The organism is Rubritalea tangerina (assembly GCF_042683245.1).
Lineage (GTDB): Bacteria > Verrucomicrobiota > Verrucomicrobiia > Verrucomicrobiales > Akkermansiaceae > Rubritalea > Rubritalea tangerina.
In genome coordinates this window covers 12,619-34,297 of record NZ_JBHUJB010000035.1, presented here as the reverse complement: position 1 = coordinate 34,297, position 21,679 = coordinate 12,619, and the positions used below count along the sequence as shown (strand labels likewise).

General features: G+C 51.1%; 17 protein-coding genes. 5 read left to right on the top strand and 12 right to left on the bottom strand.

Annotated elements, in window-relative coordinates:
• Positions 1-8 precede the first annotated feature (8 nt).
• Both ACFSW8_RS08365 and ACFSW8_RS08360 read left to right on the top strand, forming a co-directional pair.
• Positions 9-1,694: a DUF1318 domain-containing protein gene (locus ACFSW8_RS08365; RefSeq protein WP_377087157.1), complete on the top strand. Its 1,686-nt coding sequence runs from the start codon at positions 9-11 to the stop codon at positions 1,692-1,694.
• A gap of 347 nt (positions 1,695-2,041) precedes the next feature.
• Complete coding sequence (locus ACFSW8_RS08360; RefSeq protein WP_377087153.1) at positions 2,042-2,836, top strand: PEP-CTERM sorting domain-containing protein; 795 nt, start codon at positions 2,042-2,044, stop codon at positions 2,834-2,836.
• 69 nt (positions 2,837-2,905) lie between these two features.
• Here ACFSW8_RS08360 and ACFSW8_RS08355 read toward each other — a convergent pair whose 3' ends face one another.
• Both ACFSW8_RS08355 and ACFSW8_RS08350 read right to left on the bottom strand, forming a co-directional pair.
• Entirely contained in the window at positions 2,906-3,589 is a 684-nt protein-coding gene (locus tag ACFSW8_RS08355; RefSeq protein WP_377087151.1) for an ABC transporter ATP-binding protein, read from the bottom strand.
• 77 nt (positions 3,590-3,666) lie between these two features.
• A complete protein-coding gene (locus ACFSW8_RS08350) occupies positions 3,667-4,635 on the bottom strand; it encodes a class I SAM-dependent rRNA methyltransferase (protein WP_377177948.1) in 969 nt (322 codons plus the stop codon).
• A 31-nt stretch (positions 4,636-4,666) separates the two neighbouring features.
• Here ACFSW8_RS08350 and ACFSW8_RS08345 point away from each other — a divergent pair, with 31 nt between their 5' ends.
• The 3 genes from ACFSW8_RS08345 (at position 4,667) to ACFSW8_RS08335 (ending at position 10,727) form a co-directional block, all read left to right on the top strand.
• Positions 4,667-6,607, top strand: coding sequence for a phospho-sugar mutase (locus tag ACFSW8_RS08345; protein ID WP_377177946.1), 1,941 nt, complete (start codon positions 4,667-4,669; stop codon positions 6,605-6,607).
• Between the two features lie 147 nt (positions 6,608-6,754).
• On the top strand, positions 6,755-8,623 hold the full coding sequence (lnt, locus tag ACFSW8_RS08340) for an apolipoprotein N-acyltransferase (protein ID WP_377177944.1): 1,869 nt from the start codon (positions 6,755-6,757) through the stop codon (positions 8,621-8,623).
• Between the two features lie 55 nt (positions 8,624-8,678).
• The gene (locus tag ACFSW8_RS08335; protein WP_377087147.1) at positions 8,679-10,727 is read left to right on the top strand and encodes a sulfatase-like hydrolase/transferase; all 2,049 of its coding nucleotides are present in this window, start codon (positions 8,679-8,681) and stop codon (positions 10,725-10,727) included.
• 14 nt (positions 10,728-10,741) lie between these two features.
• Here ACFSW8_RS08335 and ACFSW8_RS08330 read toward each other — a convergent pair whose 3' ends face one another.
• The 10 genes from ACFSW8_RS08330 to ACFSW8_RS08285 form a co-directional block, all read right to left on the bottom strand.
• Positions 10,742-11,437 carry a substrate-binding periplasmic protein gene (locus tag ACFSW8_RS08330; protein ID WP_377177942.1) on the bottom strand — a complete coding sequence of 232 codons (696 nt, stop codon included), beginning with the start codon at positions 11,435-11,437 and terminating at the stop codon, positions 10,742-10,744.
• A gap of 328 nt (positions 11,438-11,765) precedes the next feature.
• Positions 11,766-13,706, bottom strand: coding sequence for an amidohydrolase (locus tag ACFSW8_RS08325; RefSeq protein ID WP_377177940.1), 1,941 nt, complete (start codon positions 13,704-13,706; stop codon positions 11,766-11,768).
• Between the two features lie 81 nt (positions 13,707-13,787).
• The gene (locus ACFSW8_RS08320) at positions 13,788-14,945 is read right to left on the bottom strand and encodes an aminotransferase class I/II-fold pyridoxal phosphate-dependent enzyme (protein WP_377177938.1); all 1,158 of its coding nucleotides are present in this window, start codon (positions 14,943-14,945) and stop codon (positions 13,788-13,790) included.
• A 9-nt stretch (positions 14,946-14,954) separates the two neighbouring features.
• Positions 14,955-15,764: a D-alanyl-D-alanine carboxypeptidase family protein gene (locus tag ACFSW8_RS08315; RefSeq protein ID WP_377087138.1), complete on the bottom strand. Its 810-nt coding sequence runs from the start codon at positions 15,762-15,764 to the stop codon at positions 14,955-14,957.
• Positions 15,765-15,828: 64 nt separating this feature from the next.
• A complete protein-coding gene (locus tag ACFSW8_RS08310; RefSeq protein WP_377177936.1) occupies positions 15,829-16,395 on the bottom strand; it encodes a sugar O-acetyltransferase in 567 nt (188 codons plus the stop codon).
• A gap of 69 nt (positions 16,396-16,464) precedes the next feature.
• Entirely contained in the window at positions 16,465-17,403 is a 939-nt protein-coding gene (locus ACFSW8_RS08305; protein WP_377087136.1) for an MBL fold metallo-hydrolase, read from the bottom strand.
• On the bottom strand, positions 17,404-18,834 hold the full coding sequence (gene cls / locus ACFSW8_RS08300) for a cardiolipin synthase (protein WP_377087134.1): 1,431 nt from the start codon (positions 18,832-18,834) through the stop codon (positions 17,404-17,406).
• A gap of 82 nt (positions 18,835-18,916) precedes the next feature.
• Complete coding sequence (locus ACFSW8_RS08295) at positions 18,917-19,315, bottom strand: hypothetical protein (RefSeq protein WP_377087132.1); 399 nt, start codon at positions 19,313-19,315, stop codon at positions 18,917-18,919.
• Entirely contained in the window at positions 19,300-20,064 is a 765-nt protein-coding gene (locus ACFSW8_RS08290) for a hypothetical protein (protein WP_377087130.1), read from the bottom strand. The genes ACFSW8_RS08295 and ACFSW8_RS08290 overlap by 16 nt, the downstream gene beginning before the upstream one ends.
• Positions 20,065-20,069: 5 nt before the next feature.
• Positions 20,070-21,626 (bottom strand): OmpA family protein, encoded by a 1,557-nt coding sequence (locus tag ACFSW8_RS08285; protein WP_377087128.1) that lies wholly within the window; start codon positions 21,624-21,626, stop codon positions 20,070-20,072.
• Positions 21,627-21,679: the final 53 nt, after the last annotated feature.

The following is a 21,679-nucleotide window of genomic DNA, read 5'->3' as shown; positions in this document are numbered from 1 at the left end:
AATAAACAATGAAAACTAAAAGCATAGGGACCTATTTGGTCGGGTTAGCAATGGCTGTGATGATGTCTTTTGCGCATGCGGATGCACTGAAGGAAGAGTTCGCGAGCTTGAAGCAGAGTCGTGAGAGTCGCGAGGCGCTTGTCGGTTACCTTAAATCCACAGCAGTGGTGAAAGAGGGAGTTGATGGCTTGTTACAGGTGACAGGGTCAGCTCCGGAAGCGGCAGCAAAGACAGTGGCAGCGGAGAATAAGGATCGCGATAGGATGTTCGTGATCATTGCAGAGATGCAGAACTCTACGAAGTCTGCAGTGGCGAAGCAATTTGCGGAGCGCATGGGTGTGGACACATCAGCGCCACAGCTCGTGACTATGCTTCGAGTGCATGGTTCTAACACTGTGGGAGCGAGTCTTGCGCCTGAATTGGTGAAGGCGTTTTTGGCGAAGCAAGGATACACTGGGATCACTATTGAACGCGATGGTGTGGAGGCGACTATCACTTACCAGCGTCCTGGGAAGAAAGAGTTAGGTGTGATTGAGATCAAGGCTCACGGTTCTAGCACGGCGTTTGGCGAGACGGACTCAACCAAGAAGGTGGGGCTATATGGCAAGTATTGTGACATCGGGATGGCATCTCGTCCGATGAAGGACAAGGAGCAAGTGAAGTTGAACGAGGCTGGTTTTGGTGATCTGCGTACTGCGGCTTGTGAATTTCCCATTGCATTGGATGGGGTGGCTGTAGTGATGAACCGTTCGAACCCGATCAAGGCACTCACTGTGGAGCAGATTGCCCATTTATTTTCTGGCAAAATAACGAACTGGAAGCAGCTAGGTGGAGCAGATTTACCTGTGGCAGTGTTTGCTCGTGATGAGCAATCTGGGACATGGGACACATTTAAGTCTCGGGTATTAAAACCTTATAAGCTTGGTCTTACTGAGAAGAATGTGAAACGTTTTGAGGATTCAGCTTTACTGGTGCGTAATGTTGCTAGCAACAAAGGAGGTATTGGTTTTACAGGCTTGGCGTATGTTGATTCATCAGTCAAGGGGCTTGCGGTTCAAGCAGGTAAGGAGGCGCGTCCCTTCCAGCCAACTCGTTTGACTGTCAAGACACAGGATTACCCATTGGCACGCTTATTGTATTTTTACTTACCGATCGACTCCAAGCCTATGGCACGTGACTTAATCAAGTTTGTAATGTCAAACGACGGGCAAGCAGTGGTGGATAAAGTAGGTTTGGTTGGGCAGGGGCTTTCTACACAGCGAGATCAAAGTAACGCTGAAAAGTTGAAGCAGCAACTTCTTGGAGATAATAGTGTGCCGAATGCATATAAGCAGCTGATTCGTGCTGCTGACCGTCGCGACACTCAGGCTAATATTCGTTTTGTTCAGGGCTCCAATGAACCTGATATCAACTCCATCAATAACCTTGATCGTTTGTCGAGCTTTCTAGCCAACCCAGGGAATGAGAACTACACGGTAGTCTTGGTAGGTTTTGCAGACAGCGTTGGTCGTCAGTCGGCGAACCTCTCACTTTCTAAGAAGCGTGCTGAGGCTGTTAAAGAGTTACTTTCTGCAAAGGGTGTGAGTCGTATTGAGACTGCAGGATTCGGTGAGGCAATGCCGGTAGCGGATAATAGTTCAGATGCTGGGAGGTCTCAGAATCGCCGAGTCGAGATCTGGCTCAAGCGACAATAATTTTTTCATAAGATAAGAACCCCATATACATAATGAGAAGCTGTTCCTGCTGGTAGTGGGGGCAGCTTTTTTGTGTTTTTGTTAGGTGTTGATTTTTTTCTAATCGTATTCTAACAATTATTGTTCAGTGGTGATTTTGAGTGTGGAATCACTTGCGTTTTTGATGTCTGTTAGGTGGTGGGTTCTCGACATTGCTTAACTCTCTCCCCGGATGAGCTAGTGAATACTGTATACCCTCTTGCATGTATTTTGAGTTCAGGTTTTGGGTGTCGGTGAAAGACATGGGAAGCCATGTTTCCTAGGAAAGGGATTAAGTAGATGTTGTAAGAATAAACAATAACATCGAAATGAAAGAAAAACTATTCCTCCCTATCTTAGCGGCGTCGGCGATAGGTGTGACAAGTGTTGAATCCACGACATTATTGAACTTTGGCGGAAGTTCGGTTTCTAGTGACCTCGGGGCAAATGAGAATGACCTCAATGCGGGATCGATCAGGTGGTCTAACATTGCATCTGTAGAAGGCCAAGCGATCGATTTGGTAGCAGTTGTAAGTAGTGGCCAGTACCAAGCTGCGAATACAGCGAACAATGGATTAAATGGAGCATTTGGTCAGATCAACATTCAGAATGACACGGTAGTGGAGTTCACCTTTACGATTGTGGAGAGTGGAACATCGAATGCGGTTGTGGCTTCATCTTGGGACTTTGCGTTTTTTGATTTAGACACAGGGGGTAACAAGGATGGGATCGACAACATTGAGACTATTAGAGTAGTGGATAATGGATCATTACAGAGTTACGTAAAGACTGTTGATTCTGAATTGACTGTTGGCGGCAGTGTATTGGATCCGTCCTTCACTGCAACGACATCAGGTGGTGCGACTGATAACCCGACAGATCCGACAGACATGACTCCTCAGCAAGAGAATCGCTCTGTGTTATTCACTCTAACAAACACTTCAAGTTTTCAGCTGCAGATGGAGACGACACCTGGTGGAAGTGGTCGTAACATCTTGTTTGCTGGTGAGGCGGTCTTTAAGACACCCACAGAGACGGTGGTGGTTGCAGTACCGGAGCCATCATCCACAGCTTTACTTGGTTTAGCTGGGGTGGGGTTGATATTGCGACGTCGTCGCAGCTAGTTGATACTCAACTGAATTACCTTAGGTGATTTGAGATGCGACCTACTCGGATGAGGGTGGGTCGCATTTTTAGGTGAGTGTGGCGACTTCGCCGTCGGCGACATTACCGTCTTTGACAATGAGTGTGCGGTCACCGAATTGGGCTAGGCTGAGGTCGTGGGTGACGACAATGAGAGTTGCATGGTCTTGAGATGCGAGTTCCAGGAGGAGTTGCATAACTTGTTCGCCGTTTTTTGAATCTAGATTGCCAGTGGGTTCGTCAGCGAAGATCATTTCTGGTTGGTTGACGATGGCACGGGCGATGGCGACGCGTTGTTGTTCACCACCGGAGAGTTCGGCGGGAAGGTGGTCGTAGCGGTGGGAGAGTCCAACGCGGTCGAGAGCTGCCTTGGCGGCATCTGTATTAGCCTTACCTCCGATCATGGCTGGCACGAGGACATTCTCGAGGGCAGTGAGTTCGGGCATGAGGTAATAGTTTTGGAAGATATAGGACATGCGTGCGTTACGCAGTTTGGCCTGTTGTTTTTTTGAGAGTTTGTAGAGGTCGATACCGTCGATGATGACGGAGCCTTGTTCTGGTTGTTCGAGGCCGGCGAGGGTGTACATGAGTGTGGTCTTGCCCGCACCTGAAGGTCCGCAGAGAAAGACTTTTTCTCCTTTTTGGATGCTGAGGTCGATTCCGTGGAGGACCTCGATGCGTTTTTTACCGACGCTGTATCCGCGGTGCAGGTTGGTGGCTTTTATCAGACTCATGAATGAAGTTAGAGGGATGGGAGTGTGGCTGTGAAGCGAAATAAATTCTCTAGCGAATGGGCGAGTGGGTGAGGATTCTAGAGATCGAACCAGAGGGTCTTAAGGTATTGTTCACCGGTGTATTCTTCTGGCATGGGTAGGGGAGTGGCCTTGTAGTGGCGGGGGAGTCTGCGTGAGGCTTCAAAAAGGAAATCGTGGTCACTCATTTTTCGGCAATTGGTAGAGGCGAGGATCCAACCGCCAGGGTTGAGGCATTGGGCTGCGAGGTCGGTGAGTCGGTGGTAGTCTTTTTCGACTCTGAAGACCTTGCCTTTGTCGTCACGTGAGAATGTTGGGGGGTCGAGGATGATTCCGTCGAATTTGCGTCCTTGTTTTGCGAAGCGGCGCAGCCAATGGAAGGTGTCCCCTTTACAAAAGTAATGGGAAGCTGGGTCGATTTGGTTATGGCTTAGGTTGTTTTTGGCCCAGTCGAGGTAGGGTTGGGATAGGTCGAGTGTGGAGGTCGTGGCTCCACCCATGGCGGCACTGACGGAGAAGGCACCGGTGTATGAGAAGGTATTGAGGATGCGGTCACCGGTGTTGGAGCGTTGGCGGACGCGTTTACGGTTTTCACGTTGGTCGAGGAAGATTCCTTGTGAGTAACCTGACTGGAATGAGATTTCGTATTGGATGCCTGACTCCCGAGCGATGAATGGGGTGGTTTGTTCGGCACCGAAGAGGTGTGTGGGGTTTGTTTTTTGGTGTTGGTCGAGTTGTTTCCAATAAACGGTTTTGCCGCATTGTTGGAAGAATTCACGGAGGTCTTGGGAGATGCGATTATCTCTAGTGGATAGGACCCAGCGATCAGCGAAGCACTCGAGGAAGACATCGGCGAGGCCATCACCGGATCCATCGAACAGGCGCACGGCATTGGTGTTGTCATCGAGAAGGTGTTGTCGCTTAGCGATGGCTGTTTCGAAAAGCTGGTGGACGGGTACTTGCATGAGAAAAATGTGACGGAAAAATGACGTGAATTCGAGTGAATAGCGAGTTTGTGGGGTTGCCATCTCATTTTTGACTCTTATGATCCAGACCGAAATGAGTGACTTATTACCCCTTTTGGATAAGGCCGTGGATAGCGGTGCGTTGTTGGTGTCATCCCGCGAGAACATTGCGGCATTGTTAGCAGGAGCGAAAGGATCTGTGGCGGAGGAAGCAATTACTGAGCTTGCTGAAGCAGGTGAATGGAATGAGCTTAATGACCGATTTTTTAAGACATTGGTATTTGGTACTGGTGGTTTGAGAGGTCGTACGGTGGGGCGTGTTGTTACCAAGGCTGAGCAAGGGGCTGGTGGACCACTCGATAGGCCTGAGCATCCTTGTGTGGGCACCGCGACGATGAACTTTTACAATGTCGGGAGAGCGATTCGCGGGATGGTTACTTATGTGAAGAAGTATCTAGCAAGCGAGGGCATTGAACGTAAGCCGAGTTTTGCATTTGCTCACGATACGCGGCATTACTCGCGTGATTTTGCGGAGTTTTGTGCGAAGGTTTGTACCGACCTTGGTTGTGATGCTTATTTGTTTGAGGATGCTAGAGCAACACCTCAGTTATCATTTTTGATCCGCGAGTTACGTTTGGATGCGGGTGTGGTTCTCACTGCGAGTCACAATCCTGCGCATGACAATGGGTTTAAGGCATACTTCAATCAAGGGGCTCAGCTGGTTGAGCCTCACGCGACAGGAGTGTTAGATGCATTTCAAGCCATAACAAGTGAAGCCTACGATGCCTTAGCTGAGTCAGAGCAGGGTAGTTTGACAGTACTGGGGGAGGAAGCGGATCGTCGCTACATGGACAAGTTAAAGACTTTGTTGTTACGTCCTGATTTATTGGAGAATGGTGGAGCAAAGGTAGTGTTTGCGAATATTCATGGCACAGGGGGCCATATCTCGGTTCCTATTTTACGTGAGTTAGGTTTTGAGGTGTTGACGGTAGCTGAGCAAGACGGGGGAGATGGCAGATTCCCGACGGTTGACTCGCCGAACCCAGAGAATGCTCCGGCTTTGGCGATGGGGATCGCATTGGCTGAGAAGGAGAATGCTGAGATTGTAATTGGCACGGATCCGGATTGTGACCGTATGGGAGTGGCTGTGCGCAATGATGCTGGTGAGATGCAATTGCTCACAGGAAACCAGATTGGGTCATTGATGGCATGGTATCGCACGAAGACGATGTTTGACCTTGGAATTTTGAATGATTCTAACCGTGGTCACGCGGTCTTGATTAAGACATTTGTCACTACTGAGCTGCAGACGGCGATTGCTGAGAAGTTCGGCGTGAACATGGTTGATACCTTAACTGGGTTTAAATTTATTTCGGACAAACTGCAGAAGTATGAGAATGGGATTCCTGCTTCCAAGATTGAGGGGAGTTATCGAGACCTGAGTGAGGAGGAAAGCCGCAAGTTAAGGCTTGAGTATTCACGCTTCTTCATCTTCGGAGGTGAGGAGTCTTACGGGTACCTCGGGGCAGACTTTGTACGAGACAAAGACGGCAATATGGCAGCAGTTATGTTTGCTGAGGTTGCGGCCTATGCAAAGAGTGTAGGTAAGTCTATCGCAGGTTTGTTAGATTCTATTTATGAGGAATTTGGCTACCACTTAGAGCAAGGAAAGTCGATGGTGATGGAGGGTGCTGAGGGAGCTGCGCAGATTAAAGCATTGAATGAGTCGTATTCTAACAACCCACCGAGCGAAGTGGATGGTGTGGCTGTGAGTCGCGTTCGTAACTTCGCCAAGGAGGAGTTTGAAGATAGCGAGGGGGATGCGATCCCCAATGCTGGCATGCTCATTGTTGAGTTAGAAGATGGTCGTTCCTTTGCAGTGCGTCCGTCAGGGACTGAGCCGAAGATTAAGTTTTACTTGTTTGGTAAGGATGCTCCATCAGGAGATTTGGCATCTAGTAAAGAGAAAGTCAGCAAGGGTCTTGTGGATTTGTGGTCGGCCTTGGAGGCTGATGCGCAAGCACGCATGGCCTAGTAGAGTATTTTCATCGAGGGCTTGTGCGTGTGTTGAGCGCGCGCAAGCCGAGATGGGAAGTTAGTGGGTGTGGGCTACATGTGGTCTGCGCCACAGATCACAAGAATACTGGAAGTTATTGAGACGATGGAGAAAAGGAAACGAGTCATGTGTTACCTAGCTTCGGTTCTCAGCGGGGTATTTTTGGCGATGTGTTTTCCGGGGTTTGAGTATGCTCCGGGGATGGTATGGGTATGGGCGGTGCCGCTGATGGCAGCGCTATGGATAGGTGGTGGTGAGACGAAGAGGAAGCGCTATGGTTTTGGGGTGGGGATGGTAGCTGGATTATCCTTCTGGTTGATCAACCTGAAGTGGTTGCAGTCGATGGGGGATTTACCGACGGTTCCGGTGGCTGGGGCGTTCTTTGGCTGGTTGATGTTAAGCGCTTATGTGGCGGTGTATTTTGGATTATGGGGAATGCTGTTAGCTAGCGTAGGGAACCCATGGCGAGCTAGAAGGGAGCGAGTGAAGTCAGCGATTGAGATGAAGATGGCTGAGAAAGAAGGGGAGAAGAAGAGAGGGCGAAAACGTGTGAGTGGCGTGGGAGCATCGCTTCGGGTTGTGGTTTATGCGACTCTGCATGCGTCTTCTTGGGTTGTATTGGAATGGTTACGCGGTTGGTTGATGACGGGTTTTGGATGGAATGGAGTGGGGGTAGCGTTTCACGAGGTGCCAGTGATGATGCAAGTGGCGGACATTGTTGGGGTGACGGGTTTATCTTTTTTACCGATATTTTTATGTTCTGTGGTATTGCAGACTGGGAAGCGATTTATTGATGAATTGAGGGCAGGGAAGTTTCAGGCACACTTTGAGATTGCGGTGACTGTGGGGATGATTGCGGTGGTGTTTGCGTATGGGGTGAACCGTATGAGCTACTATGCAAATCAGGAAGCTCGGGCAGTGAATGTTTTATTAGTACAGGAGAATATTGAGCAACGCATGAAGTGGGATGAGGCGCAGGAGGTGGAACATTATCAGGGGTATGCGGAAGCAACGGAGCGAGCTCTAGTTGATTTAGAAGTTGAGAATGAGCGCAAGATGCGTGAGGCGTTGGAAGCCCAGAGTGGGGAGGTCATATCTATTGAGTATCCTGACTTCGTTATATTTCCGGAGAGTGCCTTTACTCAGCCTTTAGTGTATGTGAAGGGGATGGAGGGGTGTATTTTGTTACCTCTTACAGATGACCTTCTTCGCAATTATGTTTTAGATGGGGAGAGCTACCAGGTGATATTTGGCTCGAACATGCTTGAGGGGGTGGAGACTGAGACGGGGTTTGCATTTCATCCAGAGGGTGGGGAGTCGTACAATGCATTGGCGATTGTTGGGTCAGACTTACTTGAGCAGGAGGAATATCCAACCGCAGCTGTACAGGCACGTGGGAAGAGTCATTTAGTTCCATTTGGTGAATACATTCCAGACATTCCATTTTTAGCGACGATCATGGAATGGAGTTCTGGGAGTTCTTATGCATTTAACTTTTCGGCGAGTCAGTCGAGGGAGCCGATGTATGTGGAGGTGAAGGGGGAGAGCTTGGGGGTGATTCCGTCGGTATGTTTTGAGGACACAGTCGGGCGCTTAGTGAGGCAGTTTGTTAGGTCAGAGTCTCAAATGATTGTGAATATCACAAATGATGGATGGTTTGGCACGAGTGAGGCGGCGCTTCAGCATATTGCGAATTCAAAGTTTCGCAGTGTGGAGTTGCGCAGGCCGATGGCGCGAGCTGCGAATACAGGGGTGAGTGGGATAGTGGATGTGATGGGCACGATGCGTGGCGAAGGAGGAGAGGACAATGTGATTGGCAGTTTAGAGAATCCCTTTGTGAAAGGAACGCTCTATGCGAAGGTGAAAATTCCGGAGCAACCGGCGATGACGGTATACGCTCAGTTGGGGGACTGGTTTGTAGTGCTGTGTTTTCTATTGGCCGTGGCAATGGGGGTAGTGGCACCTAGGCTACGGTGTGGGAGTGAGAGGGGCTGAAAAAAAATTGAGACGTGTTCTGTAATATTGGGGCGGGATCGGGCATATGTCTCTTGTGAAGAAGCCTATTCAATATCTCAGTGCACTTGGAGCGATGGTTTTGTCAGCAGCAGCAGCGGCAGACCGACCGAATATCATTTTTATTTTATGTGATGACTTAGGGCCTGGAGATATTGGGGTATTGTGGCAGAACCAGCGAGAGGGGAAGCAAAAGTACACGACTCCTCAGTTAGACATTTTTGCTAAGGAAGGGATGATATTGGATCGTCACTATGCGCCTGCACCTGTGTGTGCTCCATCGAGAGGGTCGTTACTGACAGGGCAGCATCAGGGGCATTGTTCTATTCGGGACAATCAGTTTGATCGCTTATTGCCTGACGAGCACACGATTGGCTCCGTCTTGCAGGAGGCTGGATATAAAACAGCAGTGATCGGAAAGTGGGGATTACAAGGTGGCAGTATCAAGAAGGGGAAGCGTGGGGATAGGAGTGCTGAGCTTGAGCCCTCGCATCCGCTAGAGAGAGGTTTTGATTATTTTTACGGTTACACGGCGCATGTGGATGGGCATTTCCAGTATGCATTCGAGAAGAATCGTCCTGTGTTTGATGGCTATAAGGATGTGACTGACGAGTTAGAGAAATGTTATTCTACTGACTTGTTCACTGCGCGTGCAAAGAAGTGGATCATTGATCATGTGAAGCAGAACCCCGAGCAACCGTTTTTCACGTACTTGGCGTATACGTCACCGCATGCAGGATTGCGTGTTCCGACTGACTCTCACATGAGTAAGGATAGCAATTACCCGAAGGGGGGAGGGCTGAAAGGTGGAGTACAGTGGAATGATGATCCTAGTGATGGGCGCATCAATACGGCGAAGGGGAACTTTGATAAGGGGATTCACCCACTCGTGGCAAAGGCGGAAGGTGATGATGGAAAGCCGTGGCCCCAGCATGCAAAGCGGCATGTTTCCATGGTGAAGCGAATTGATGACTCGGTGGCAGACCTTGTTCAATTACTCAAAGATCTGAAGGTGGATGATAATACATTGATTGTATTTACCTCCGACAATGGCACACACCACGAGGGTGGGGCGGACAATGTTGGGGTGTATAAGCCTGACTATTTGGCGACTTTTGGTCGTTTTGATGGTATCAAGCGTGATTTGTGGGAAGGTGGTGTTAGAATGCCGACTTTGGTACGTTGGCCGGCAAAGGTTGCGGCAGGGAGTCTTTCTGAGCACCCATCACAGTTTCATGATTGGATGGCGACGTTCTGTGAATTAGCAGGTGTGGCTGAGCCAGCGCTGAGCGACGGTGTGTCGTTAGTTCCAAGTTTGACAGGAGAGGGTGAGCAGGAAGAGGGCACAGTTTATGTAGAGTATGGAGTAGGTGGGGGAACACCAAAGTACAAGGCATTTGAGGAAAGCCGTCGGGGGCAAAAGCACGGGCAGATGCAGAGCGTCTATACGGGGCGATTCAAGGGAGTGCGTACGCAAATTGGGAAGCCTGATAAAGCTTTTGAGGTTTACGACGTGGTGTCAGATCCAAAGGAGACCAAGAATTTGGCTGGCAAAGATGGAGCCCCGAGCCAGAAAGAATTAGAAGCTAAGTTTTTAAGAGCGAGGCGTGCCAGTGCAAGTGCGAAGCGTCCATATGACAAGGAGCTTGTACCAGCGTTGGAAGCCTCTATCAATCGTCCAGGAAAGGTAAAGCATAGGGTGGGCAAGAAGCGCAATTCGTGGGTGCCGAGTCCAGATTTAGTATCGGGTGAAGCCAAGTTAGTCGATGGGTTTGTAGTGCAAGATGTGCCAGGGGTTCAGGTATTTGAGACTTTAGTGAATGTGCCGAGTGATGGGGCCTATCACTTTGAGTTAGTAAGCAATGGTCAGGCGGTGGTTCGTCTTCACGAAGCATTGTTGATAGATGCCGACAGCCATTATAAGGCGGGCACGAAAAAGTCCTCTGGAGCCATCTACTTGAGTAAGGGGGCGCACCCCATGACCGTGGTTTTGCAATCCGAAAAGGGTAAGCCAAAGCTTCAGATCAAGTGGAAAGGTGCTGAAGACAAGTTTGTACCTTTGAGCAAAGAGAATATTGGTTTGTAGGTTACCTACACGGTCTAATCTCTGTCATGAGGGCTAGTGTGGCCAGTATAGACTGCTTCTAGAGTGGCGTACTGGCCAGAGGTTTTCAGTTTTTTGAGGCCGAGGTTGAGTTCTGAGAGAATATCGGCTTTTCGGGGGTTATCCTTAGCGATGAGCCAATGGCAATGGAGTGGTGGGTGGTTAGGTATAGCGACATGGCTGAAGGGTTTTGGCATGTGTTTGTTATAGTTTTCCAATTCGAGGTAGCCGACTCCGAAGTCGATGTGGCCTTTTTCGATAGCTTGGGCCATGTCGCTGAGGGAGCGGAAGCCTGAGTGGGAGATAGGGAAACGGATGGCATCAATGTTATAGCCGAGAATGGAGCCAATTTTGTATGCGCCGAGTTGGTCTTGGTTCATGAATGAGAAGCCATCTGGGTAGCGACGGGTGTCGTAGTACAGGACTTGGTTAATCTCGTAGATCTTATCGGTATAGTCGTAGTAATGGTCTCGTTTTGGGCTAGAGGTGGCGCTAATGAGGATATCGATGTTTCCATTGAGTGCTGACTTCATGGCGCGTTTCCAAGGTTTTTCAGTGAATTGAATGGTGTACGGGCTCTGTGTATCGATGTGTTTGAGGAGATCGATTTCGAGTCCACGGTGTTGGCCATCGAGGATGAATTGGTAATACCCCCATTCGACATTTTCCTCGAGGGCGACGCGGATGGTCATAGGGTCTTGGGGTGGCTTTGGGAGCGGCGCCAGTTTTTCCTTTGGCGATTCTTTTGAACAAGATGCCAACAGCGCAATTAGGAGCCAGAAGATAGTTTTCACATGACCCTCCTATCTGATAGTAGACTTGGGTTAAGAAGGCGTCAATGTGACTTGGGTGCAGAATCTGAGCTGGGTAGGTATCCCTGTATTTTTAGGGGTTTATAGCTGAGGTATAGAGAGTCACGTTAGGTAAGAATGGATAAGCATTCTTTAGTAATTTGTTTGTGTTGGGAGGTGGAGGTGCGTGGGGGAGTCAATGGAGGGAGAAGTACTGTGTTAGGCGATGTTATTGTGGTGGGAACATGGCTTCTGCGAGCTTTTGATTGGTTTTACAGGAGCAGTGTGGGCTGCCGTGTAGTCTGTGTGAGTTGAGATTCAGAGGGTCGTGTTGGGGGAGTTGGAGAGCGACGAAGGGGGAGGGGCCAAAAAGGATGTTAGAGCTGAGTTTTTTGGTGGTTTTTGGGACTGGGAAGTGGCGGCCTTCGAGGACGGTAGCGAGGACATTGATGTCTTTGAGCTTCATGGGGTCGACTTTGTATGGGTTTTTATCAAGGACTGTGAGGTTGGCATTTTTGCCGACTTCGATGGAGCCAATTTCATTTTCTAACTGGAGTGAGTAAGCGGCATCGATGGTGATAGCTTTGAGGGCGACATCGAGTGGGGCGCAGTGTTCGGGGCCTTCGACTGAGCCTTCAAAGGTCATGCGATTGACACCGGCCCAGGCGAGTTGGAGTGGTTTAGCGGGGGCCATGGGCATATCTGAGTGAAAGGAAAGGGAGATATTATTTTTGATGACCTCTCCGAGGGGGACCATATTTTTGGAACGTTCAGGTCCGATTCCCATTGTTTTATATTTACCTGCTAGGGCGGTGACATAGTAGGGGTTAGCGCTGACGATGCCACCGAGTTCGCCTAATCGTTTAACTTGTTGGGGTTGGGCGAAGCCGAAGTGGACGAGGACTGATCGGTGGTCTTTACGGGGGGTGCGCTGCATGGCTTTTTCCAGTGATTTGAGGTAGGTATCCATACCTGCGTCGCCATTATTATGGGTGTGGATTTGGTAGCCTGCATCCCAATAGGATTGGAAGGCGTAGTCAAAGACTGGAGGGTCCATGATCCAAGCTCCCTTGTGTCCGTCGGTATAGCCATCTTTCATTTGCATGAGTTGGCTGTATATCGCGCCATCTAACAACAGCTTGATTTGATTTGGAAGGTAGCGGGTTTTACCTTTTCCCCAGGTGAGGATTTGTTCGGTATCTTTGACCATGGCGGCAGGGTCATTGGGGTTACGAGCGACGAAGCTTTTTCCATCGCCGATGAAGTAATGGATGAATGGGGTATCGTCGTCGCTGTAGACGTCGTTGATGGCTTCTTGCATTTCTTTTGAGAAGAAGCCGCCGGGTTCGCAGCAGATGGTGACACCATTTTGGTGGTAATATTTTTCGGTATATTCGAGTCCTTTTTTGAAGGTTACAGGGCTGGCCATGATGGGGGCGAGTTTTGAGAGGATGGCGAGGGCACCTTGTTCGTAGAAGTGCCCTTTACTGAGGTCACTTTGGGACTGGGCACTTTTTGACATTGTGTCGATGGTTGATTGGTCGATACTGGCGAGTTCGAGGGCCTTGGAATTGAGGAAGAATTCGTGGCAGGAACGGTGCCAGATGATTATGGGGAAAGTGCTTGAGAGTTGGTCGAGGGAGGTGCGGTTGAGGTTTTTGCCATGCATATAGTGGTGGTAGCCCCAAGATATGAAGGGGTCTTTTGGACTATTTTTTTGATGTTCGGCGATGGCGGTTTTGAGGCGTTGTTGGTAATTTTTGGGGTCACGCACAGCGGGGGAGAAGCCGTCGATGGTATCCCAATCTTCGATAGAGATGACATGGGTGCTCATGGTGAGGGCGGCGAGGACTGGATGCACGTGTTGTTCGATGAGTCCGGCAATGATGGTTTTATCGGCGTAGTCGTTGATGATTTTGGCTTTGGGACCAGCGGCTTTTTTGACTTCATCGAGAGTGCCTATGTCGATGAATTTCCCATTGCGGATGGCGACAGCTTTAGCGTTGGGCCTCTTTGGGTCCATGGTGATAAACTGATCTGCAAGATAGATGTCAGTGGTGGGAGAAGCGGTGGCGATTTTACCCATTTCTTGGAGGCTTGAGGTCTCGGCGGGAAGGAAAGGGGCTGAGAGCAGTAGGGATAGAAGGGAAGAGGAGAGTGGTGCTTTCATTGTGTTAGGTTGGGGTGGAAGGCGCACAAAAGTGCGCACCTAACAGGGTAATGGAATTGGTCGCGAGCGCCAAGGAGAAAGCTATGCAGTGTGGTGCAGGAGAGCGGCTGCTAGGGTTTGAATGTCCTGTGTGGAATGAGCGGCTGTGAGGGTGATACGCAGGCGTGCCGTATTTCTGGGGACGGTTGGGTAGCGGACTGCGGGCACGAGGAGAGCAGAGGTGTTTTGCAAGGTTTGCGAGAGCTCTAGAGCTTGTGCAGAAGGGCCGACATGCCAGGGGATGATGGCGCTGGCAGGAAGGGGCGTCTGTGTGGCATCTGCGAAGGTTTGCAGATTATTCCACAGTTTCTGGCGCAGTTTGGATCCCTCGGGGCTGCGAATGAGCTGGAGGGCAACGAGGGCTGCGTGAGATTGGGAGGGTGGGGGGGCGGTGGAATAAATGAAGGAGCGCGCTTTATTGGTGAGGAGGTCGATGAGGGGTTTTGTGGCGGCAATGTATCCGCCGGCGACGCCAGCGGCTTTCCCGAGAGTGCCCATTTGGAGGTCGATCCCCTTTGCGCAATCAAGTTGTTCCGCTAGGCCCATTCCGGTGGGGCCAAGAATTCCGAGGCCATGGGCTTCATCGACGAGGAGGAGGGCTCCAAATTTTTGTTTCAGTGCGATGATATCGGCGAGTGGTGCGTGGTCGCCATCCATACTGAAGATGGATTCTGTGACAATGAGTACACGTGCGTCCGTGGATTTTTTTGAGAAGGTTTGCTCGAGGATTTTGGAGAGTTTATTGAGGTCGTTGTGGGGGAAGACTCGGAGTGTGGCGCCTGAGAGGCGCGCTCCATCGATCAATGATGCGTGGCTAAGCTTGTCGAGGATGACAGTGTCACCCTTACGCAGGAGTGCTGAGAGTGCGCCAAGGGAGGTGGCATAGCCATTGGCAAAGACGAGAGCAGCCTCAGTGCCCTTGGAGGTGGCGATATAGAGCTCGAGTTTGCGATGGGGGGGGAGTGATCCACAAATGAGGCGCGAGGCTCCGGATCCTGTCCCCCATAGTTCTGTGGCCTCAATGAATGCTTGTTTTATGTGGGGGTGGTTTGCGAGGCCGAGGTAATCGTTGGATGCGAAGTTGCTGAGTGACTGGCCAGCGACTTGGGTGTGAGCGAGCTGTGGTGAGTCGACGGCACGGAGGTGGCGGCGTAGTGAGGCCGCTTCGAGTTCGGCCAATTCATCCTCTGGGGAACGCATGGTGGCGGATTAGCTTTCGAGCGCCCAGCGCAGGAGCTTTTCGGAATCGCTCCAGATGGTTTTGGAGGTGGCGCCGAGGCAGACGACGATGGCGGTACGGCCGCGATAGGTTCCCGAGGTAACGAGGCAGCGACCAGAGGCGATGGTTGTGCCCGTTTTCATGCCATCACAGTAGGGGACACTGGTGAGGAGCTTGTTGGTATTTTTGAGGTATTTTTTCGAGCCATTGGCGTATTGGAAGTAGTAGCCTTTGGTTTTCATCATCTCGCGGATGGCTGGTCGGGAATAGGCATTGCGCGCCATGATGGCGACATCGTATGCGGTGGAGTACTGGCCTTTCTCGGTGAGGCCATTGGGGTTGATGAAGTTGGAGTTCTGCATGCCCATTTGTCGGGCTTTTTGGTTCATGTATCTGGCGAAATTGACCTGGCTGCCGGAGACATCACGTGCGAGGGCGCGGGCGACGTCGTTGCCAGACTTGACGACGAGGGCTTTGAGCAGGTCGTGGCGGGTGTAGGAATCGCCGGGGCGGAGGTAGAGTTTGGTGGGTTCGCAGTAGGTGTCAGTTTTTTGGATGGTGACGCGGTCACGGGTGGAGCCGGCGTCTAGGACGCAGAGTGCGGTGAGTAATTTTTGGGTAGAAGCGACGGCGCATTTTTCATGGGCATTTTTTTGGTAGAGGATGCGGCCGGTTTTATTATCGATGACGATGGCGCGCTTGGCCCCGATGCTTGGGGCTGGAGCGGCTTGGAGGGCTCCTGCGAGGAGGAAGCTGATGAGTGTTTGGAAGACACAGATATGGAAAAGGCGCCGAGTCATGCCTTTAGTGTCAACGTGATGAACTAACATTCAACCTAAAATCTGAGATGGTGGCGAGATTGCCTCAGTCGAGTGAGCGAGCGACGCGGCAGGGGACTCCCATGGCGAGGACATTGGCTGGGATGTTTTTGGTCACGACACTGCCCGCTGCGATGGTGGTATTGTCACCGATGGTGACACCGGGGAGGATGGTGGCATTGGCTCCGATCCAGCAATTTTTTCCGATATGGACGGGAGCTGCGAGGGTTCGGTAATTACTGGAGCGTTCCGGGGTGGGGTAGATTCGCTCAGCGACGTGGATTGGGTGGGTGGCGGTGTTAATGGACACGGCGGATGCGATGAGGGTGTTGTCGCCGATATGGATGGATTCGTTGTCGATGAAGGTGCAATTGAGCCCGATGTAGACATTGGCGCCGACGTGGATATTTTTGCCGTAATCGCAGTGAAAGGGGGTGTCGATATAGGCGTCTGAACCGAGTGAGCCGAGGAGTTGTTTTAGGAGCTGGGAGCGCGCGGCTGGGTCGTCTGCGGGGAGTTGATTGTACTGGAGTGTGAGTGCTCTGGCGCGGGCGATTTGTGCGAGGCGTTCAGGGGTGGAGCTATCGAATTCTTTGGGTGTGTCGTCGTGCATGGGAGAGTGTCTCAATTGGGAGCTCGATTACTATGGGTTGGGTGAGGAGTATCGAGGAGCTTAGGGGGCTCATTCTGGGGACTTCAATTTGCCTTCGAGTTCGATGCCGACGCCTTCGTCGAGGATGATGATGCGTTCTTCTAGGCCGAGGCGTTTGGCTTCAGCGAGGAGTCGTTCTTCGGGCTCGTGGTCGGGCTCATTTCCGAGTGGGAAGGTTCGGTAGTGCATGGGGATCATGAATTCGGCGCCGAGCTCTTGGAAGGCTTTGACGGCTTCTTCAGGGTTCATATGGACATCTCGGCCACTGGGGGCGTTATAGGCACCGATGGGCATGAGTGCGACGTCGATATGGTGGCGTTTACCGATTTCAGTAAAGCCGTCGAAATAGGCGCTATCGCCGCAGTGGAAGATGCTGAGGTCGCCGGCTTTGACGATATAGCCGCCGTAGTCGCGGTGGGTGTCGTGGATGTATCTGGCGCCCCAATGGTGGGCGGGAGTGTGGATGATGGTGAGGTCGTCAAAGATGAGTTCATCCCAGATTGCCATTTCTTTGACTGCGTGGAAGCCCAGTTTGCGTACGAGTTTACCGCTTCCTTTGGGGACGACGATTCCTTCACGGGAGTCGACGATTTTGAGGGATTTTTTATGGAGGTGGTCGAAGTGGGCGTGAGAGACGAGGACGAGGTCGATGTAGGGGAGGAGGCGTATGTCGAGGCCGGGTTGGCGTTGGCGTTTCACGATACCGTGCCAGCCAGCCCAGTTGGGGTCGACGAGGACGGAATGGTCCGCGAATTGGAGGAGAAAGGAGGCGTGGCCAATCCAGGTGATGCGGGCTACTCCTTTATCTGGTGGGGCGAGCACGGGTTTGTTGGTGCTGCCGAGACGGCGTTTGAAGACTTGGGCAAAGATGCGTTTGCCGAAGAAGTGGATATTGCGTTTGACCCAGCCTTTTTTGGGTAGGATGCCGGCGTAGTCTTTGCGGGCTTTTGATGGTTCTTTTTTGGGCATTTAGAGAATGGGTGAGAAGAGGCGGGCGGTACGCGCCAAGAGACGAAAGCCAAAGGAGCGATCATCCAGCTCATTGTGGGCTAGAAGTCGAGCGGATGCGAAGTCTTTTTCTAACATCGCAGCGATTTCTCGGATGAATTTGATGTTTGTGGAGAGGGCGGTGATTTCGAAATTGAGTCGGAAGGAGCGGTTGTCGAGGTTGGCGGTACCGACACCGGCCATGGAGTCGTCAATGAGCAGGGTTTTTTGGTGGAGGAAGCCTTTGGTGTACTTGTAAAGTTTGATTCCGAAGGGGAGGGTTTGTCGCTGATAGGTGAAGGCGGCGAGCCAGACGGTGAGGTGGTCTGGCATTTCGGGAATGAGGATGCGCACATCGACTCCTCTGAGTGAGGCAGTTTGGAGGGCGGTGAGGACGCCACCGTCGGGGACGAAGTAGGGGGAGGTGATCCAGAGGCGTTGGCGGGCGGAGTTGGCAGCTTCGGCCATCATGAGTTTCCAAGACTCGGCGGGGTCTGAGGGGCCAGTGGGGATGATTGCGGTGTGTTGGTCGGCTGATTGGGGGCTAGAATTCCAGTGGAGGTCGATGAGTTCATTGGCGACCCAATTCCAGTCTTCGAGGAAGACGAGTTGGATGGCTTGGACGGACGGACCTTGGAGTTTGAGGTGGGTGTCTCGCCACTTGCCAAATTTTTTACTACGTCCGAGGTATTCATCGCCGATATTGAGGCCACCGATGAAGGCTTCTTTGCCGTCGATGACGATAATTTTGCGGTGGTTACGGAAGTTTAACTGGAGGCGTGAACCCCACTTGCGGTTCACTCCGAAGGCATGGCATTGGATCCCTTCACCTTCAAGTGCACGGATGTAGTCGGGGTCGAGGGCATGGGAGCCAAAGCCGTCATAGATGAAGTAGATGCGGACACCAGCTTTGGCGCGTTCTATCAATGCTTGTTGGAAGCGTTTGCCGATTTGGTCATGCTTGACGATATAGAAGTTAATGAGAAGGTATTCGCGCGCATTGGCGATGGCTTCGAATATGGCTGGGAAGGTTTCTTCGCCGTCGATGAGGAGGTCAATTTGATTACCACGGGTGAAGGGCAGTCCTCCGAGAAACTCGGCGGCTCTGCCGAAGGCTTCGTCTGGTGGGAGGGAATAGTCCTCAAGTTTTTTACGCATCTCTCGGGAGATGTCGCGGAGTTCACCTTCACCAGATCGGCGCGCTTTGACATAGCCTTCGAAGCGGGTGCGACCAGTGACCCAGTAGAATGGAATGGCGATCCATGGCATGACGAGGAAGGCTAACATCCAAGCGATAGCTCCCTGAGATGAGCGGACATGGATGAGGACATGGAGGCAGTGGAGCAGTCCTAACAGGTGTACGAGTAAGGCGGTGCCTGCAAATAAGAGAAGTGACCAGTCGCCGAGATCCATTATCGCTTGAGGATACGTGGAATTGGCAGACTTGTTAAGAGGGAAAGTCGACTATATGAATTTCAGTGGGCTGTGTAGTTGCTTACTGGCGGTATTCTTTTATATAGCGTTGGTCTTGGGGCTCTTCTTTGTAGCCGAAGAGGGTTTTTATTTTTTTAACGGGGGGGTCGATGGTGAGTTTTCTGAACCAGACTTCTTTTGTTGAGAGGGGGGTATAGAGCGACTTCGAGTCACTGATTTGTTGGATTTCACCATGGGTATGGCAATGGGGGCAGCGTGCATTGTCGAGGGCGAGGTTTCGACGTTTTGTATTTTCAGTGGGGAATTCTTGGTTGTGGAGGCAATGGGCATTTTTGGCGATGGGGCCAGAGCATTGTGCGCAGGCCAACTCGGTTTCCCACTCGCCGATTTTGAAGAGGCTATCTGGGTTTTCTTTGTAGAATTCTAGGAGGAAGTCTTCTGTTGCTATTCGCTCTGCCACTGTTCGACTCTGACGTTATTGGTGATTTCGTGCAAGGCGTGTTCCATATCAAACTTGGAATTTTTTGATTTGGCCAATTGCATGGAGAGTTGGTTGATTTTGGTCATGGCGACTTCGTTGTTAGCGATACAATCTTCGGCGGCATGTTGGCCATCTTTGAGGACTTGTTTGCGTTCAAGAAGCGATTCACGTTCTTCGTCACTATGGGCGCGTTGGATTTGAGTATCGATGTATTGTTCATTGATATTAGCAACGCTGGTGAGGATTTGTTTTGCCTGGATGAGATTTTCTATGGTGGCGAGGTAGAGTTGTTCGGCGATGGCATTGAGTCGAGCAGCATTGGCGTGATCATGAGAGAGTTTCTCTTGGATCATTTTACTGAGGTCATCAAATTTGATTTTGAGGCGGTGGACTTGTTCGGCGCCTTGGGAGCAATTGAGTTGTTCGAGTTCGGTTTTGAGTGGGGAGAGTTTTTCTTTGAGTTCTTTGAGTTGTTGGTTGCGAAGGGTCTCGACGAGTTTTTCTGAGAGTTCGGGGAACTTTACTTTTTTTTGATAGGCAAGAAAGCCGAGGGAGACTCCGAGTGAGAGGCCGCCGAGGACGAGGGCGATTGAGGAGGCGAAGAGGCCACCCCAGAGGAGCATGAGGACGCCAGCAGCAGCGGGGAATAGGGTGAGTGAGTGGTTGTGAATTTGGTGGTTCACGCGCTTATCAATCTCATCCTGGGAGAAGTTTTCAGCTGGCTTCATAAGTGTTAGTAGATCTCTTCAAGAAGGTGAAATTCTACACGTGGTAGGCTTGAGAGCCAAGCTCGATAGGAGAGAGACTCGGATCTCGGGAGTGGTTTATCTGAGCCAATCCCTTGTGCTAGGATGCGCGTGGCTGGGATATTGAAGTTTCTAACAAGGTGCTGACGAATAGCATCGGCTCGTTCTTGTGAGAGTGTTCTATTAATTTCTGGGTCACCTTTTGTGGAGGTATGTCCTTCGATACGGAGGCGGTAGTGTGGGTAGCGGGCTAGGAGGTTTTTGATATTTTTGAGGCTTTCTTGTCCGGAGCTATCGAGTTCTCTGGTGCCGCGTTTGAAGCCGATTGGGTCGATGCGGAGTGAGGCGACGGGGTCGAGAGACTTCCATTCGTGTGGGCTGAGCCGCTTAAAGGAATCGCTTTCAGCGGTGATGAGTTGGCCGTCTGACTGGCGGGCGTGGAGGGTGGCGATGGTCTTGCTACTGAGAAGAGAGAAGGCGCCGGAGGCTGGGAGTGGGGAGCTAGGAAAGTCGCCAAATTTAGTGAGGATATCGTCGGTTAGATCGATAGTTTCGATAATTTTGAATTGTGCGAGTGGGGTACGTGGCGAGCGGATTCCGAACCAGAGTGAGGCATTTTGGTTGAGCGACTGCCAGGAGATGGAGTCGATAATACGTTGCGTAGCTTTTGCGGGGAGTTTGCTATCTTGTTGGATGGCGCGGCTGAGAATTTCTGGATTTTTTTCGTAGTAGCGCAGGGTGGGGAAGTAGTGGGTGAGGAGGCTGTTGAGCTTTTCTGGATGTTGATGGACGACTTGGTCGCTGGCGACGAGGATATCGACGATGAGTTTGGAGGTGGATTCAGTGCTAATGAGGGTTTTAAAGCGCGGGTCATTGAGGGCGGTTGAGATATCGGGTTCCCAGAGGACGGCAGCTTTGGTTTGGCCATCGAGGAGTTGTTGGAGGGCGTCTTCTGAGCCGTTGGCTGGTCGGATATTTTGTTTGAGTGTATCGAGTCCGAAGTCGATGGTGCAGGCTTTTACGAGTTGGTGTGAGGGGCTATTGAGGGTGACCGTGACCTCGTTGAGATCGTTAATGGTTTTGATGTCCTTGGTTGTGACGATGGCGTCGGCTCCCATGGATTCTGAGATGACCATTACGATTTGGCCGGGGAATTTTGGGGCGTTATTAAGGATGTAGGAATCGACGGTGAAGACGGCGAAGTCGAGTTCGCCATTGCGCAGTGCTGCACTACGTTTTTGGTAGTCAGCTTGGTCGTCGAGGAATTCTAACTTATAGCCCTCATTGAGCATGAGATTACGCAGCCGAGGTGAGCGCAGAGGAAAGTACCCGAGATAGTTATCGAGTCCGATGGTGATGTCACCTTTGAATCGATTTTGGTCGGTACGTGAGATATTGGCTTTTTGCTGAGCTGAGGCGTTTTGTTTTTCGAGCTCAGTTTTGGCGTGATCTGCAGCTTGTTGTTCTTTTTCTTTTTTGAGGAAGGAAAAGATGATGGCGGTTGCGGCAATGCAGACGAAGGCGATCGTGGCTTTAAGTTTCATGTGGCACTGGTATGGTGTCAGCTAGGTTCTCAACATCGTTGTTTGATTATAGG

What these genes read in the sequence shown, in the direction of transcription:
- ACFSW8_RS08310 (WP_377177936.1), bottom strand. Translation starts at nt 16,395, where the DNA reads ATGCACGACGACACACCCAAAGAATTCGATAGCTCCACCCCTGAACGC.
- ACFSW8_RS08360 (WP_377087153.1), top strand. Translation starts at nt 2,042, where the DNA reads ATGAAAGAAAAACTATTCCTCCCTATCTTAGCGGCGTCGGCGATAGGT.
- lnt (WP_377177944.1), top strand. Translation starts at nt 6,755, where the DNA reads ATGTGTTACCTAGCTTCGGTTCTCAGCGGGGTATTTTTGGCGATGTGT.
- ACFSW8_RS08285 (WP_377087128.1), bottom strand. Translation starts at nt 21,626, where the DNA reads ATGAAACTTAAAGCCACGATCGCCTTCGTCTGCATTGCCGCAACCGCC.
- ACFSW8_RS08355 (WP_377087151.1), bottom strand. Translation starts at nt 3,589, where the DNA reads ATGAGTCTGATAAAAGCCACCAACCTGCACCGCGGATACAGCGTCGGT.
- ACFSW8_RS08315 (WP_377087138.1), bottom strand. Translation starts at nt 15,764, where the DNA reads ATGACTCGGCGCCTTTTCCATATCTGTGTCTTCCAAACACTCATCAGC.
- ACFSW8_RS08325 (WP_377177940.1), bottom strand. Translation starts at nt 13,706, where the DNA reads ATGAAAGCACCACTCTCCTCTTCCCTTCTATCCCTACTGCTCTCAGCC.
- ACFSW8_RS08305 (WP_377087136.1), bottom strand. Translation starts at nt 17,403, where the DNA reads ATGCCCAAAAAAGAACCATCAAAAGCCCGCAAAGACTACGCCGGCATC.
- ACFSW8_RS08345 (WP_377177946.1), top strand. Translation starts at nt 4,667, where the DNA reads ATGAGTGACTTATTACCCCTTTTGGATAAGGCCGTGGATAGCGGTGCG.
- cls (WP_377087134.1), bottom strand. Translation starts at nt 18,834, where the DNA reads ATGGATCTCGGCGACTGGTCACTTCTCTTATTTGCAGGCACCGCCTTA.
- ACFSW8_RS08350 (WP_377177948.1), bottom strand. Translation starts at nt 4,635, where the DNA reads ATGGCAACCCCACAAACTCGCTATTCACTCGAATTCACGTCATTTTTC.
- ACFSW8_RS08290 (WP_377087130.1), bottom strand. Translation starts at nt 20,064, where the DNA reads ATGAAGCCAGCTGAAAACTTCTCCCAGGATGAGATTGATAAGCGCGTG.
- ACFSW8_RS08320 (WP_377177938.1), bottom strand. Translation starts at nt 14,945, where the DNA reads ATGCGTTCCCCAGAGGATGAATTGGCCGAACTCGAAGCGGCCTCACTA.
- ACFSW8_RS08330 (WP_377177942.1), bottom strand. Translation starts at nt 11,437, where the DNA reads ATGACCATCCGCGTCGCCCTCGAGGAAAATGTCGAATGGGGGTATTAC.
- ACFSW8_RS08365 (WP_377087157.1), top strand. Translation starts at nt 9, where the DNA reads ATGAAAACTAAAAGCATAGGGACCTATTTGGTCGGGTTAGCAATGGCT.